This window comes from Chitinophaga parva (assembly GCF_003071345.1).
Lineage (GTDB): Bacteria > Bacteroidota > Bacteroidia > Chitinophagales > Chitinophagaceae > Chitinophaga > Chitinophaga parva.
This window is the reverse complement of sequence record NZ_QCYK01000003.1, coordinates 889,443-903,625: the sequence shown is the minus strand read 5'-3', so window position 1 is coordinate 903,625 and position 14,183 is coordinate 889,443. Positions and strand designations below refer to the sequence as shown.

Annotated in this window: 12 protein-coding genes; 5 read left to right on the top strand and 7 right to left on the bottom strand. The window is 53.8% G+C overall.

What is annotated here, in order from left to right; all coding sequences use genetic code 11:
* Positions 1 to 211 precede the first annotated feature (211 nt).
* Positions 212 to 2,002: a translation elongation factor 4 gene (gene lepA / locus DCC81_RS22820; RefSeq protein ID WP_108688975.1), complete on the bottom strand. Its 1,791-nt coding sequence runs from the start codon at positions 2,000 to 2,002 to the stop codon at positions 212 to 214.
* 115 nt (positions 2,003 to 2,117) lie between these two features.
* On the opposite strand from lepA, the gene DCC81_RS22815 reads away from it, so the two are divergent.
* The 4 genes from DCC81_RS22815 to DCC81_RS22800 all read left to right on the top strand — a co-directional run bounded on the left by DCC81_RS22815 (position 2,118) and on the right by DCC81_RS22800 (position 5,491).
* Positions 2,118 to 2,375 (top strand): acyl-CoA-binding protein, encoded by a 258-nt coding sequence (locus DCC81_RS22815; protein WP_108688974.1) that lies wholly within the window; start codon positions 2,118 to 2,120, stop codon positions 2,373 to 2,375.
* Between the two features lie 204 nt (positions 2,376 to 2,579).
* Positions 2,580 to 3,557, top strand: a complete 978-nt coding sequence (locus DCC81_RS22810) for an ion channel (protein ID WP_108688973.1) — start codon at positions 2,580 to 2,582, stop codon at positions 3,555 to 3,557.
* Between the two features lie 48 nt (positions 3,558 to 3,605).
* Positions 3,606 to 4,841 (top strand): ornithine--oxo-acid transaminase, encoded by a 1,236-nt coding sequence (gene rocD / locus DCC81_RS22805; RefSeq protein WP_108688972.1) that lies wholly within the window; start codon positions 3,606 to 3,608, stop codon positions 4,839 to 4,841.
* Between the two features lie 5 nt (positions 4,842 to 4,846).
* Positions 4,847 to 5,491 carry a VIT1/CCC1 transporter family protein gene (locus DCC81_RS22800; RefSeq protein ID WP_108688971.1) on the top strand — a complete coding sequence of 215 codons (645 nt, stop codon included), beginning with the start codon at positions 4,847 to 4,849 and terminating at the stop codon, positions 5,489 to 5,491.
* Positions 5,492 to 5,627: 136 nt separating this feature from the next.
* Here DCC81_RS22800 and DCC81_RS22795 read toward each other — a convergent pair whose 3' ends face one another.
* Positions 5,628 to 6,023 carry a hypothetical protein gene (locus DCC81_RS22795; protein WP_108688970.1) on the bottom strand — a complete coding sequence of 132 codons (396 nt, stop codon included), beginning with the start codon at positions 6,021 to 6,023 and terminating at the stop codon, positions 5,628 to 5,630.
* Positions 6,024 to 6,049: 26 nt separating this feature from the next.
* Entirely contained in the window at positions 6,050 to 8,161 is a 2,112-nt protein-coding gene (locus DCC81_RS22790; protein ID WP_108688969.1) for a S9 family peptidase, read from the bottom strand.
* Positions 8,162 to 8,464: 303 nt separating this feature from the next.
* Between DCC81_RS22790 and DCC81_RS22785 the strand changes: the two genes are divergently transcribed.
* A complete protein-coding gene (locus DCC81_RS22785; RefSeq protein WP_108688968.1) occupies positions 8,465 to 8,710 on the top strand; it encodes a hypothetical protein in 246 nt (81 codons plus the stop codon).
* Positions 8,711 to 8,871: 161 nt separating this feature from the next.
* Here the strand turns inward: DCC81_RS22785 and DCC81_RS22780 are convergent, their stop codons facing one another.
* From DCC81_RS22780 to DCC81_RS26010, 4 genes are all read right to left on the bottom strand, one after another.
* On the bottom strand, positions 8,872 to 9,945 hold the full coding sequence (locus tag DCC81_RS22780; protein WP_108688967.1) for a class I fructose-bisphosphate aldolase: 1,074 nt from the start codon (positions 9,943 to 9,945) through the stop codon (positions 8,872 to 8,874).
* A 93-nt stretch (positions 9,946 to 10,038) separates the two neighbouring features.
* Positions 10,039 to 10,917: a hypothetical protein gene (locus tag DCC81_RS22775; RefSeq protein WP_108688966.1), complete on the bottom strand. Its 879-nt coding sequence runs from the start codon at positions 10,915 to 10,917 to the stop codon at positions 10,039 to 10,041.
* 152 nt (positions 10,918 to 11,069) lie between these two features.
* A complete protein-coding gene (locus DCC81_RS22770; RefSeq protein WP_108688965.1) occupies positions 11,070 to 12,146 on the bottom strand; it encodes a YciE/YciF ferroxidase family protein in 1,077 nt (358 codons plus the stop codon).
* A 183-nt stretch (positions 12,147 to 12,329) separates the two neighbouring features.
* Positions 12,330 to 14,165, bottom strand: a complete 1,836-nt coding sequence (locus DCC81_RS26010) for an ATP-dependent DNA helicase (protein WP_108688964.1) — start codon at positions 14,163 to 14,165, stop codon at positions 12,330 to 12,332.
* Positions 14,166 to 14,183: the final 18 nt, after the last annotated feature.

Below are 14,183 nucleotides of genomic sequence, written 5' to 3'. Positions count from 1 at the left end.
CGTACAGCGTACAACGTACAACGTATACCTGCCGTGTATTTATGGGCAGGATAGATTACACGGATACACTTGTGAAGTATTCAAGAACTAAACATAAAAAGCCTGGGTGTTTGGCCCAGGCTTTTTTCATTATGTTATTCTAAAGTTTATTTTCACTAGCGTCAACGTACGTTGTACGTTGTACGTTGTACGCTGTACGTTGTACGATTTTTTAATCATCCAGCTTCAACACCGCCAGGAATGCTTCCTGCGGTACTTCTACGTTGCCGATCTGGCGCATGCGTTTTTTACCTTCTTTCTGTTTTTCCAGGAGTTTGCGTTTACGGGAGATGTCACCGCCGTAGCATTTCGCGGTTACGTCTTTACGCATGGCGCTGATGGTCTCGCGGGAAATGATCTTGGCGCCAATAGCTGCCTGGATGGCGATCACGAACTGCTGGCGGGGCAGCAGGTCCTTCAGCTTTTCGCAAAGTTTGCGGCCAAAGTCCTGGGCGCGGGAACGGTGGATCAGGGCGCTGAGGGCGTCCACTTTGTCGCCGTTCAGCAGGATGTCCATTTTCACAATATCGGAATCGCGGAGGCCTATCGGGGAATAGTCGAAGGAGGCGTAACCGCGGGTCTGGCTTTTCAGTTTGTCGTAGAAGTCGAACACGATCTCGGTGAGGGGCAGCTCAAAGGCCAGCTCCACACGGGAAGGCGTCAGGTAGCTCTGGTTCAGCAGGATACCGCGCTTGCCCAGGCAGAGGGTCATGATGTTACCGATATAATCCGGCTTGGTAATGATCTGGGCGCGGATGTACGGTTCTTCAATACGGTCTATGCGGCTGGGATCAGGCATTTCTGCCGGGTTGTTCACGATGATCTTTTCGCCACGGGTGGTGTGGGCTACAAAGCTTACGTTGGGCACGGTGGTGATCACGGTCTGGTTGAACTCGCGCTCCAGGCGTTCCTGGATGATCTCCATGTGCAGCATGCCGAGGAAACCGCAACGGAAGCCAAAGCCGAGCGCCTGCGAGGTTTCCAGCTCGTAGGTCAGGGAGGCGTCATTGAGCTGCAGCTTGTCCATGCAATCGCGCAATTCTTCAAACTCGTCGGTGTTTACCGGGAAGATACCGGCAAATACCATGGGCTTCACTTCTTCAAAACCCTTGATGGAATCCTGGCTGGGATTGAGCACGGAAGTGATGGTATCACCCACCTTTACTTCCTTCGCGTTCTTGATACCGGTGATCAGGTAACCCACGTCGCCGGCCTTCACTTCCTTACGGCTTTCGAGGCCCAGTTTCAGGATGCCCACTTCGGCGGCTTCGTATTCCTGCCCGGTATTGATAAAGCGGATCTTCTCGCCGGCGCGCACGGTACCATTGGCCACGCGGAAGTATACGATAATACCACGGAAGGAGTTGAACACACTATCGAAGATAAGGGCCTGCAGCGGCGCTTCCGGGTTGCCCTTGGGAGCGGGAATGCGCTCCACGATGGCGTGCAGGATCTCTTCAATGCCAATGCCGCTCTTGCCGGATGCCAGGAGAATGTCTTCATCCTTGCAGCCGATCAGTTCTATGATCTGGTCTTTTACTTCGGGGATCATGGCACCTTCCATGTCGATCTTGTTGATCACGGGGATGATCTCCAGGTCGTTTTCCATGGCCAGGTACAGGTTGCTGATGGTCTGTGCCTGGATGCCCTGGCTGGCGTCTACCAGCAGCAGCGCACCTTCACAGGCAGCCAGTGCACGGGATACTTCGTAGCTGAAGTCCACGTGACCGGGGGTATCGATCAGGTTGAATACGTATTTCTCACCTTTATACAGGTAGTCCAGCTGGATCGCATGGCTCTTGATGGTGATGCCTTTCTCACGTTCCAGGTCCATATCATCCAGTACCTGGGCTTGCATATCGCGTTCAGAGATGGTCTTCGTAAACTCGAGCAGGCGGTCGGCCAGGGTGCTTTTACCGTGGTCGATGTGGGCGATAATGCAGAAATTGCGGATATTCTTCATAAATGTGTTGAAAATGGGCCGGGACGGATTAAAAAGCCCACGTGTCAAGCCGCAAAGGTAGCATATTTCCAGCAGATAAAATTGACTATATTACAAGGGAAAAAACCCATTTCCCATGAGTCAGTCGCCCGCATTTGAGGCTGCCGTAGCCGCCAGCAAAACCTTGTCACAGAAACCCGCCAACGATATACTCCTGCAGCTTTACGCGCTGTACAAACAGGCCACGGAGGGCGATGCACCCATGGATGGGCCGGCAAACCCGTTCGACTTCGTAGCCAAGGCCAAGCACGATGCCTGGGGAGGCCTGCGGGGCAAGGACAAAGAAACCGCGGAAAAGGAATACATAGACCTGGTGAATAGCCTGAAAGGATGAACCGGAAATGCATTTCATTTTAATACCAATCAGTACTTTCTAAATACTACGAAAAAAATACTGGTTGGTATTTTTATTTAATATCAATTATACTGAGTGGTATTTTCATTATTAGTGGTCTATACCGCCTAAATTGAAGTCATAATCGCTGCAGGCATCCTACCTGCCGCAGATTTTCTTAGGTTTGGAAATTATTTCCCCTCCATGGCATTACTGAAAAAAATAAACCCCCTCTCCCGCCAGGAAATGGATACGGGCTTTGGGGTGAACTCCGGTGATTACGGCAACCGCTACACCAACAAAAACGGGCAGGTGAACATCCGCAAACTGGGCCTTACCCTCCTGCGCCGTTCTGACACGTTTGGCAACATGCTCATCATGCCCATCTGGCGTTTTGTGCTGATCATCGTTTGCTTCTACCTGGCTATCAACCTGGTATTTGCCTGTATTTACTATTTCATGGGCATGCAACACCTGCTGGGCGTGATCGGTAATACGCCGGGAGAAAAATTCATGGAGGCCTTCTTTTTCAGCGCGCAAACCATCACCACCGTGGGCTACGGGCGGGTAAGCCCCGTAGGACTGGCCACTAACATGATCGCATCCCTGGAATCGCTGATGGGCGTAATGTCGTTTGCCATCGTTACAGGCCTTATGTACGGCCGGTTTGCCCGGCCCCGTGCATTCCTGCTGTTTAGCCACGATGCGCTGATAGCACCTTACAAAGACGGGGCGGCGCTCATGTTCCGCCTGGCCTCTTTCAAGAACCTGCACCACCTTACCGATACGGAGTGCCAGGTTACGCTGGCCCTGGTAGTGGACGACAACGGGCGGCAGGTAAACCAGTTCTTCCCCCTGCACCTGGAGCGCTCCCGCATCAGTTCCCTGGCCCTCAGCTGGACCATCGTACATCCCATCAACGCAGACAGCCCGCTGTACGGCATGACGATGAAAGACCTGGAAGCAGCGCGCGCGGAAATACTGGTGTTTGTCCGTGGTTTTGACGACACGTTCTCTAACGTGGTGCAGCAACGCACTTCCTACACGTATGATGAAATTGTGCACGGGGCCAAGTTCCAGCCCATGTTCACCCGCTCCGCTAACCACGCTTCCACCCTGCTGGACCTGGACAAGATCAATCTCTACGACCGTGTACCGGTGGCGCAGATGGCGGATGTGTAACACGCGCTGCAACCCCGCGTTGGCGGATTTTGCTTATCTTTGAAGCCTATGGTACCGGCATTTACAATCAGTGAAAAGACCCAGCATTTTTTATCGCTGGAAGAACTATACGGCGCGCACAATTACCATCCCTTACCGGTGGTACTGGAGCGCGGCGAGGGCGTACACCTGTGGGACGTGGATGGCAAACGTTATTACGATTTCCTGTCCGGCTACTCCGCGGTGAACCAGGGCCATTGCCACCCCGCCATTGTAAATGCCCTGGTTGCGCAGGCCCGGCAACTTACGCTTACTTCCCGCGCTTTTTACAATGATCTTTTAGGGGAATACGAAGCTTACATCACCCGCCTGTTCGGGTATGATAAAGTGTTGCCCATGAACACGGGTGTGGAAGCCGTGGAAACCGCGCTGAAACTGTGCCGCCGCTGGGGTTACGAGGTAAAAGGCATTCCGCAGGATAAGGCAAAGATCATCGTGTGTGCCCAGAACTTCCACGGGCGCACGCTGAACGTAGTGTCTTTCAGTACGGACCCTGCTTCCCGTACCAACTTCGGCCCCTTTATGCCGGGGTATGAAGTGATCCCTTACAACAACCTGCCGGCGCTGGAAAAAGCGCTCCAGGATAAAAACGTAGCCGGTTTCCTGGTGGAGCCCATCCAGGGCGAAGCCGGCGTGGTGGTACCGGACGATGGCTACCTGGCCAATGCCCGCCACTACTGTACGGATGCCAATGTGCTTTTCATTGCGGATGAGATCCAGACCGGCCTGGCCCGCACCGGCAAGATGCTGGCCTGCGATCATGAGCAGGTGCGCCCGGACATCCTCATCCTTGGCAAAGCCTTGTCCGGCGGCACTTTACCGGTATCGGCCGTGCTGGCTGATGATGAGATCATGCTCACCATCAAGCCCGGTGAACATGGCTCTACCTACGGGGGGAACCCGCTGGCCTGCAAAGTGGCCATTGCCGCACTGGAGGTATTGCAGCAGGAAAACATGGCGGAGAATGCCGCCGTTATGGGCGCCCAGCTGCGGGAACAATTACTGGCACTGCAATCGCCCCACATCTCCGTGGTGCGCGGTAAAGGCCTGCTCAATGCCATCGTGATCCGGCACAGCAACCCCGAGGCCGCGTGGGACCTGTGCCTGGCCCTGAAGGAGAACGGCCTGCTGGCCAAGCCCACGCATGGCCACATTATCCGCTTTGCACCTCCCCTGCTCATCACTGCCACGCAGATCAGAGACGCTACCGGCATCATTCAAAAAAGCCTTTCAATCCTTGACTAACGGTTATGGCTATACGCAAACACGCCGTACGCAGCACAGGCTGGAAAACTGATCTCCTGGTGGGCTTCCCGGACGGGTTGTTCCTTTTATATTTTACCACCCAGACGCTGCACAACCACCTGAACATCCAGCGCTTTTATGATATCCACCTGTGGGTATGGCTCATCTTTGCCTTACTGGTGGGGCTTTCCAGCTTCTTCAGCAACCGCGGCGCCGGCGATGGGCACGATGATACTATGACCGATGCGGAACGCCACAAGCTCCGCAAACTGGAGATCAGTGAGCAGACCATCGGTGATATACAACAAGGCATGGCTGACGATGCCCAGAAATGGGAAAAGACCCTGGAGCAGGAAAAAGTGCAGCAGGTGCCCTTTTTCTGGGGAGCCGCGGTGCGCAGCGCTATCGCTACGGCTTTCTCTTTCCTGCTGGGGGGCTACCTGCCCCTCTGGCCTTACCTGGCCACGGAAAACTTCACAGATGCCGCCCGTCAAAGTACTTACATCCTTTTCCTGGCGGTGATCGTTTTTTCTTTCATTAAGTCGCGGCTTACACAACAGAAACCGGTGCCGGTGCTGGTACGGACCATGCTTACTGCTACTGGTATTATGCTGGGAAGCTGGCTGATAGGGCATTTCCTTCCGTTCTGATAAATTTACTTTGTAATAAAAAAAACGCTTCGCAGTCTTTGCGAAGCGTTTTTTTTATGTTGTATGGCTTTGTCATGCATCTCCTGGCCGGTGGGACAGTGCAAGGGGCCCGTTCGTCACCGCTTTGCAGCGAAGTCTACTCCCCTGCCTTTGGTACGGATAGCTTTCTCGGGGAAGCCAGCACACATACAAAGCAGGTGATACCCGCGATCAGCGAGAGATACAAGCCTGCTTTAGCATCCGGGCACACCCCGGCTTCGCAGCGCGAGAACAGCAGGTAATTGCGGAAGGCCCAGGCCATCAGGAAGCCGGAAATAAAGAGGTTCACACGGAACGTCCAGCCTTTGTTCAGCGCGAATAATACGCCCGCTACCACTGCCATGAAAATATTCACCTTACCGGGCTGCCCAAAGGCGGAGCCCGTAGTGTCCAGTCCTGTAAAATGCAGTTGCAGCACATCTGCCCAGGGCAAAAAGGCGCTGATCACTGCCACCACCGCGGCTACCATGCCTGTAATACTCGCTTTCGTCATATGATTTAGGTCGTTCGTTTATAAAATTATCTGCCACCGGGCGCACAGTGTTCCCGCAGGTAAGTGGTGTACAAAGTGGTGAGGTGGCGGAAGGTACCTTCACCCTCAGACAGGCCATGGGAGCGGTTTGGATAAGACATCAGCTGGAATTGCTTGTTATACTTCACCAGCTCATTAATGAGGCGCTCCGCGTTGGTGTAGTGCACATTATCATCGCCGGTACCGTGAATGTAAAGCAGGTTGCCTTCCAGGTACCGTGCATTGTGTACCGCCGATCCGGCTACATAGTCTGCCATGGTTTCCTGCGGAATGCCCATGTAACGCTCCTGGTAAATATTATCATACGTACGCAGGTCTCCTACCGCAGCAATAGCAATACCGGTTTTGTAGATCTTCGGGTACTGGAACAACAGGTTCAGTGTACTGCTGCCGCCCCCACTCCAGCCCCATACGGCCACGCGGCTGGTGTCGATGAAATGATACTGCTCCATGAGTGCCTTGGCGCCCATAGCCTGGTCGTGCACATTGAGGCGGCCTATGTTGCGGTAAATGGCCTTGCGCCATGCACGGCCCCTGGGCAGCGGCGCACCACGGTTATCCATGGAAGCGTAGATGTAGCCATCTGCTTCCATGCTGCCCTGGTACAGGAAGTTCTTGCCGGCACCATATTCATCCTTGGCAGTGGCGCCTGCGGGCTCACCATACACGTAGAACAGGATGGGATATTTTTTAGCGGGGTCAAAGTTGGCCGGCTTTTTCATCCACCCGTCCAGCACCACGCCCTCCGGTGTGGTCACTTTAAAGAATGTCAGCGGGTTATTTTCGGCTTTATTGTCGCGGAGAGCGGTTTCCACTTCACCTTTAGCGCTTTTGTGGTCCGGGAGGTGCACATATTCCGTGGCAGGCGGGCAGTAATAATTGCTGAATTCATGTACCGCGTAATCGCCGTAAGGATCTATGGTGTAATTGTGCGTGCCCATCTCGTTGGCCGGGGTAATGCGCACCGCGGGGCCTCCTTTCAGGGGAATGCGGTAGAGGTACTGCTGGCCTGCGTTTTCCGGAGATGCCAGGGCATAAATGAGCCCTGCCTTCTCGTCCACTTTGCAAATGCGGATGAGGTCATAGTTGCCGGGCGTCAGCAGGGTTTCCTTGCCATCCAGGCCTATGCGGTAGGCATGACGCCATCCATCCTTTTCGCTTACCCATACAAATGCTTTCCCGTTCTGCAGCCAGTCCCACCCGGTACTGTTATCAGCGTCCCAGCCGGCGCGGATGTCCACCCAGGCGCTATCAGTCTCTGTGTACACCGCATGTGCATTCCCATTGGCCGCGTCGCACAGGAATATCCTGCTTTCGTTCTGGCGCCGGTTCAGCTGCTGTACAATGAGCTGGTGCCCGCCGGGCGCCCACTCCATGCGGGGCAGGTAGTGCTGGTGCGCATCGCCGGGGAGCTGCATCCAGGTAGTGTTGCCGGAGGCCAGGTCCAGCACCCCGATGCGGGCGGCGGCGGGGTCCTGCCCGGCAATCGGATATTCCACCGGGACGGTGAACGAATACAGGGAATCTGTGTTGTCTATCATGAGGAAGTCGCGCGTGTTAGTAGCGTCCAGCTGCCAATAGGCAATGGACTGCCCGTCCGGGCTCCAGCGGAAGCCATCGCGGCACGACATTTCTTCTTCATATACCCAGTCAAATGTGCCGTTGATGAAGTGGCGGGTGCCATTGGTGGTCAGCGGGCGGATCTCGCCGGTGGCCAGGGTTTCCACGTAGAGGTTATGATCGCTCACGTAGGCTACTTTGGAACCGTCCGGGGAGAATTTTGCAAACATGAGGGACGATGCGGGGAGTGATTTCCCAAGTTGTTGCACCTGCCTGGTAGCCGTATCATATACAAAATAATCACCCCGGGTTTCATAACGCCATACCCGCTTGCTGTTGGCAAACAGCAGTACTTTCCGCTGATCGTTGCTGAATGCAAAATCACGAATACGGAGTGCTGTGGCGCTGCCTGGGGGTGTAATATCTTTGAGTTTCACGGTCCGCTCACCGGTGGACAATTGGATAGCCAGGATGGAGGTACCCATGGCCTGGTAGCGGTAGTGCCCGTCTGGCGACCACTTCAGTATGGGATCGGGCATTGTTTGTGCTACCGTAAAAAACGGATTAACAATCCAAAAAAGTAAGAGGAGCGTAAATGAGATAACCGAACGCATAGGCCTGCTGGAAATTTTTAGTGCCGAAAGATAAACCGAAAACCTGACTGAATATTAACAGAAATAGGCTGATTTGGCTTAATTCTATGTGAAGCCCACCCCAGTTATCCACCATCAACAGGCTTTCTCCAAAATTTAAGAGATATAAATTTATATAATTTAATGTTTTTTATATCTTTATCTCAGAGACGTCATTTAACATTTAGTGTATCCGAAACCCTTTTTTACATGGTACAAGTAACCTACTCCTTCAAAAACAGGGAGTACTTCCAGATGGAAGACTCTATCCTCAATCAGTTGGCCGAATCAGCCAAAAACCTGCTATTTGCCTTACTGGAGCCCTTGGAAGACCTGATGGCCCACGAGGACGGTAAGATCTGCATCAACCTGGATCAGCATCCCAAGATCGAACTTGAGGGATTTACAACTGACACCCGGCAGCAGATTGAAATGACGCTTCGGGGAGAAGCATAGATATTTTTAAAGAATTTATATTAAGTTATTAGTATGCATAAGTGCCCCGGCTGGCCGCCGGGGCACTTATTATTTTAAGGAGTTTCTTTTTGAACATCGCGCCGGGTTTGTCCCCTTTTAAGGACATTGCTCTTTGCGCCCGGCATTCCCGGGGCAATGCACTATGCCACCGTTACCTGCTTTTCCAGGTACACGTCCTGTATGGCATTCAGCATCTCCACGCCTTCTTTCATGGGCCTTTGGAAAGCCTTTCTGCCGGAGATCAATCCCGCGCCACCCGCGCGTTTATTGATCACGGCGGAGCGTACGGCCTGGGCCAGGTCCTTGTCGCCGCTGGAGGCGCCACCGGAGTTGATGAGGCCTATGCGGCCCATGTAGCAATTAGCCACCTGGTAGCGGCAGAGGTCTATGGGATGGTCCGTGGTGAGCTGGGTGTAGATGCGTTCATCCAGTTTGCCGTAGCTGGAACTGCCGGTGTTCAGGGCTTTGTAACCGCCATTATTTTCCGGTTGCTTTTGCTTGATGATATCCGCCTGGATGGTAACGCCAATGTGGTTAGCCTGCCCGGTCAGGTCGGCGGAAAGATGGTAATCCTTGTCTTTCTTAAAGGCATCATTGCGCAGGTAGCACCACAGGATGGTGGCCATGCCCAGGCTATGGGCTTCTTCAAATGCGCGGGACACTTCCACGATCTGGCGGTCCGACTGTTCAGAACCAAAATAAATGGTGGCACCTACGGCCACGGCGCCCAGGTTCCAGGCATCACGCACGGTGCCAAACATCACCTGGTCAAATTTATTCGGGTAGGTCAGCAGCTCGTTGTGATTGATCTTTACAATGAAGGGGATCTTGTGCGCGTAATGACGGGAAGCCAGCGCCAGTGCGCCAAACGTAGTGGCCACCGCATTGCAGCCACCTTCCACGGCCAGTTTGGTGATATTAAGCGGATTGAAATATTCCGGGTTCTTTGCAAAGGAGGCGCCGCCGCTGTGCTCTATGCCCTGGTCTACCGGCAGGATAGACATGTAGCCGGTGCCGGCCAGGCGGCCATGGTTAAACAACTGGCCAAGGCTGCGCAATACCTGGGGATTGCGGTTGCTGCCCAGGTATACATCTTCGATCGTACTGGGGCCAGGCAGGTAAAGATCATTCCTGGAAATGGTGTTGCAGGTGTGTTGTAATAAGGAGTCTGATTCCTGTCCCAGCAAGGACTGGATGCCATCGAGAGTAAGCATGATGCAGATTTTTTTGGTCTATCAAATGTAAAGATTCAACGTATTCACAAAACAGCTATTCATTGCACTTATGACACATTCTCTTGTTGAAAGTTAACCTATTTCCAGGCGCCAGCTTTCCCGCAATTTCCAGGCCCCTTTTGTACGTTGTGCTTCCGGGGGCATCAGGGCTTTGATGCGGGGCAACAGCGACAGGTCTTCCCACGATACCGCCATCCGGTCTTTCACTACAAAGCCACAGCTGTTGAAGAATGCTTCTGCCGCTTCCAGGCTGGCAAATTTGTTCTCTTCAATATTATGATAGGCCAGGAAGGCCGCCAGTTGCAGGCTTTGTTCGTCATTGGGCGGCGGGTCTGCACTGGTATCCCTTTGTATATACGCATCGCCGGTGATCCAGGCGCCGCCCCGCACTTCCAGTATTTTATGAATGATGCCGCAAAGCTGGCGCTTCTCCGCTTCATTGAGATACATGAGCAGGCCTTCATTGAGGATGGTGAGCGGGCCGGCGGGCAGCAGGTCTATGGCCTGCCAGAAAGAAACTTCGTCCAGGGCGTTGAGGGGCTGTAAATGCAGGGGACCACGCACGGAGAGGCACTGGTCCTGGAGCAACTGTGTTACCAGCAGGCGCTTGGTGGCTATCACATCCGGCAGGTCTGTATCTACGTAATGCACCGGTGCCTGCGTAACATGCAGCAGCCCGCGGAAGGAATAACCGGCGCATAGTTCCAGCACGTTGCTGGTAGGCTGGCGGCGGTATAATTGTTCGGTGGTCCAGTAGCGGTTTTCAAAATGCAGCACCCGGCGCAGGAAACTCAGGTTGGAGAGCTGGTGCTCAATGTCGTCCATTTCCGCGGGCGATGCGACGAGTTTTGCGGCGGCATGCGCAAAAGGAATGCGGGTCACAGATTTCATGAGCAGCAAGGCCCTGGCGGTGGGGCTGATGATCGTAAAATTTCGCGTAGGAGCTTCCATGGGAACGGGCTTTACACAAAGATATTGGAAAGCGGTGTAAGCCTGCACGGGAATGGTGTTGAATCAAGGTGGCGGAATGATGTGTACCAAATAAAAAACCGGCGTTGCAAATGCCCCGCCGGTAGGTTTTCGCTTTATAATGGATATGTATCTCAGCGCTGTTCATCATCCTCTTCTTCCTCGTCTTCATCGAGGTCTTCATAGTCGTCCTCATCCTCTTCATCCTCCTCGTCTTCGTCTATGTCAATGTCAGCTTCCTCAAAATCAATATCCTCTTCTTCATCTTCGTCAGCATCATCTTCCTCCCCGCCCACGTTGGCCTCGACCGCTATGAAAACGTTGCTGGTGGCGGATTGGAAGCCTTCGCTCTCTGCAAGGGCATCGTAGTTTACATGGTTTTCTGCGATGTTAGTGAGTTTCATATCGGTGTCTTTTTCTTCTTGTAAAGTAGTTTCCAGCAGGGCTTCAATGTCACCCAGGCGCAAAGTGCGGGCCAGCTGTGCCAGGCCTCCGTAGGTAGCTATCTCGTAGTGCTCCACTTTCTGTGCGGCCAGGATGAGGCCTACGTCGCGGGTGGCAGTGCCGGCTTCGGTGTCGCTGATGATGGATTCGCTTTCTTTCAGGAGGCCTTCCATGGCATCGCATTTCTTGGCCTGCACTTTTTTATCCAGCTTTTTAAATACTTCTTCCAGGCGGCTGGCGTGCTCCCGGGTCTGGGCCAGGTGCGCATCGAAAGCGGCCTGCAGCGCCGGTGAGGTGGCGGCCTTTTTCAATCTGGGCAGGGCTTTGATGATATTTTTCTCTGCCCAGTAAATGTCCTTGATCTCATCATGGAACAATTCCAGGAGCAGGTCTTTAGTGCTGGCTTGTTTGCGGGTGGCACTGCGACTATTGCGCACTGGCGTTTTGGGTGCGGCGCGGCGGGCCACCGTACTGCGGGATGTTGCTTTTTTAGGAGCGGCCTTGGCGGCGGTTCCAGCCTTGGGTTTTGCAGCTACTTTGGATCTTGAACTGGCAGCTGCTTTGGATTTGGGTTTTGCGGCAGCTTTTGCAGTGGCTTTTTTGGCGGTGGGTTTGCTTCCCGTACCTGTGCGGGAAGTGGCAGCTTTACGACTACCGGCAGCAGCACTTCTGGCATTGGCGGATGCGCGTTGCGTCCTGCCGGAAGCGCGGCCACCCGTTGCTTTGGCCGAACGGTTGGTCGTGTTCTTTGCGGAAGTCTTTTTCATAGTTTAACTGTTTTGTGTTTTTCCGCACAAACAACAGGCCAGCCATGAATTGCAACGGGGCGCATACCAACAACACTGCGGGTTGTGCATCTGCGCGTCAAAATGTAGAATGCGCTATACAACGTTGCGCGGAAAAGCGCACGCTGATTGGGTTTGCGGGGCTTAAACGATGTGAAATGATTGTTATGCTTCCGCTACCGGCACTTCATCCGGTGCCATGAGCCGCCGCATTTTCCCGTGCAGCAATTCTTCCAGTGGCTCCAGCTGCACCAGGTAACGGCCCACACCCGTTTTGGTTTTCATCTCTTCCACATGTGCATGCAGGGGCTGGATCAATTCTTCATCGAGGATCTTCCTGAAATAGTTCAAACCCGCCTGCAGCCTGGTTTCCAGCTGGGTGGCATCGCCGGTGGCAATCGTTTGTTGCAGCAACTGTAACAACTGGCGCTGGAAAGTTTCTGACACCGCCTGTTGCTTTTCTGCCTTCACGATCAGGTCATTGAAAAATGCAATGGCGGGCTGGCGCTCGGGAAAACTTTTCATCTGGGTTTTGGCCTTTTGGTCCTGCAGGTAATCCGTGATGAACTGCCATTGGAATAACGACAAATACCGGTGCACCAGCGTGCGGTGTTTCTCATTGGAAAACTGGTTGTGTAATTCCTGCACACCGGATTCCTGGCGGGCAAAGGCCATTACTTCCGCATCGGTATAAATAGCACCGGCCCCAATGCGGCTACGCAACACCATGCCTTCCAGGCTCACGCAGCGGCTCAGCGCCACGTACACCTGCCCGGCGGCAAAAGCATCGCCCGCATCGATCACGGCTTTCTGGAACGTAAGGCCCTGGCTTTTGTGGATGGTAATGGCCCATGCCAGGCGGATAGGGTACTGGGTAAAGGTGCCGATCTCCTCTTCCTCAATGCGGCGGGTCTGCACGTTAAAATGGTAACGGATATTCCGCCAGGTCTCCTCCTCCACTTCCAGCTCCGTATCTTCCCCCTCAAAGCCTACTACGATGCGTTTTTTATCAATGCTCCGGATCACGCCGATCTTGCCATTGTAAAAGCGCCGTACTTTCTCCGTGTCATTTTTCAGGAACATGACCTGGGCGCCTTCCTTGAGCGAAAGCGTCATTTCATTGGGCAGGTTCTTGTCTGAAAAGTCGCCGGTGATACGGCCTTCAAACGTATGCAGCGCTGTGGGCAGGGCTTCCAGTGCATCCAGGTTGATGGACTCCGCTTTACTGTTATGCGTGGTAAGGGTAATGTAGCCCTTGTGCTGCTCCTGGTCAAAGTCTTCCGTGTAGCGTTCATTCAGCACGGCCAGGTCTGCCGGCTGTACTTCCGCATTGCGCACCCGGTTCAGCAGGTCTATGAACAACCGGTCGTTTTGTCGGTAAATCTTTTGGAGGGATACATATAATGGCGGGTTTTGCTTCACCGCCCAGGCATGGAAGAAGAATGGGCTGGGATAATGCGGCGCCAGCAGTTCCCATTGGTCCGGCGGCACCACCGGCGGCAACTGGAACAGGTCGCCGATGTAGACCACCTGTACGCCCCCGAAAGGCTGCACGGGCTGCTTGCGGATATGGCGCAGGATGAGGTCCATTGCATCCAGCATGTCCGCCCGCAGCATAGACACCTCATCAATGATCAGCAATTCCATTTCCAGCATCAGGGCTTTCTTTTCCGCGCCAATGCGCAGCCCCTTCAATAACGGGTGGTTGCTACCGCCCGGAGGACCGCCCTGGAACAGGCCATTGCTTTCCGGCAGGAATGGGGCAAAGGGCAGCTGGAAAAAGGAATGCACGGTAACTCCGCCCGCATTGATAGCTGCTACGCCGGTGGGCGCTACGATCACGGTGTTCTTTTTTACATTTTCCCGCACGTAGCGCAGGAAGGTGGTCTTGCCGGTGCCAGCCTTACCGGTGAGGAACATGTGCCGGGTGGTGTTCATCACGAAATTGGCGGCCAGCGTAAAGGTTTCATTGCTCAGGTCTAATGTATGCGTGGGTGTCATTCTCTTATTGGGTAGTCA

Coding starts and splice junctions, on each gene's coding strand:
- DCC81_RS22780 (WP_108688967.1), bottom strand. CDS start 9,945: ATGCTTACTCTCGATGGCATCCAGTCCTTGCTGGGACAGGAATCAGAC.
- DCC81_RS26010 (WP_108688964.1), bottom strand. CDS start 14,165: ATGACACCCACGCATACATTAGACCTGAGCAATGAAACCTTTACGCTG.
- DCC81_RS22770 (WP_108688965.1), bottom strand. CDS start 12,146: ATGAAAAAGACTTCCGCAAAGAACACGACCAACCGTTCGGCCAAAGCA.
- DCC81_RS22775 (WP_108688966.1), bottom strand. CDS start 10,917: ATGGAAGCTCCTACGCGAAATTTTACGATCATCAGCCCCACCGCCAGG.
- DCC81_RS22795 (WP_108688970.1), bottom strand. CDS start 6,023: ATGACGAAAGCGAGTATTACAGGCATGGTAGCCGCGGTGGTGGCAGTG.
- lepA (WP_108688975.1), bottom strand. CDS start 2,002: ATGAAGAATATCCGCAATTTCTGCATTATCGCCCACATCGACCACGGT.
- DCC81_RS22785 (WP_108688968.1), top strand. CDS start 8,465: ATGGTACAAGTAACCTACTCCTTCAAAAACAGGGAGTACTTCCAGATG.
- DCC81_RS22790 (WP_108688969.1), bottom strand. CDS start 8,161: ATGCCCGATCCCATACTGAAGTGGTCGCCAGACGGGCACTACCGCTAC.
- DCC81_RS22800 (WP_108688971.1), top strand. CDS start 4,847: ATGGCTATACGCAAACACGCCGTACGCAGCACAGGCTGGAAAACTGAT.
- rocD (WP_108688972.1), top strand. CDS start 3,606: ATGGTACCGGCATTTACAATCAGTGAAAAGACCCAGCATTTTTTATCG.
- DCC81_RS22810 (WP_108688973.1), top strand. CDS start 2,580: ATGGCATTACTGAAAAAAATAAACCCCCTCTCCCGCCAGGAAATGGAT.
- DCC81_RS22815 (WP_108688974.1), top strand. CDS start 2,118: ATGAGTCAGTCGCCCGCATTTGAGGCTGCCGTAGCCGCCAGCAAAACC.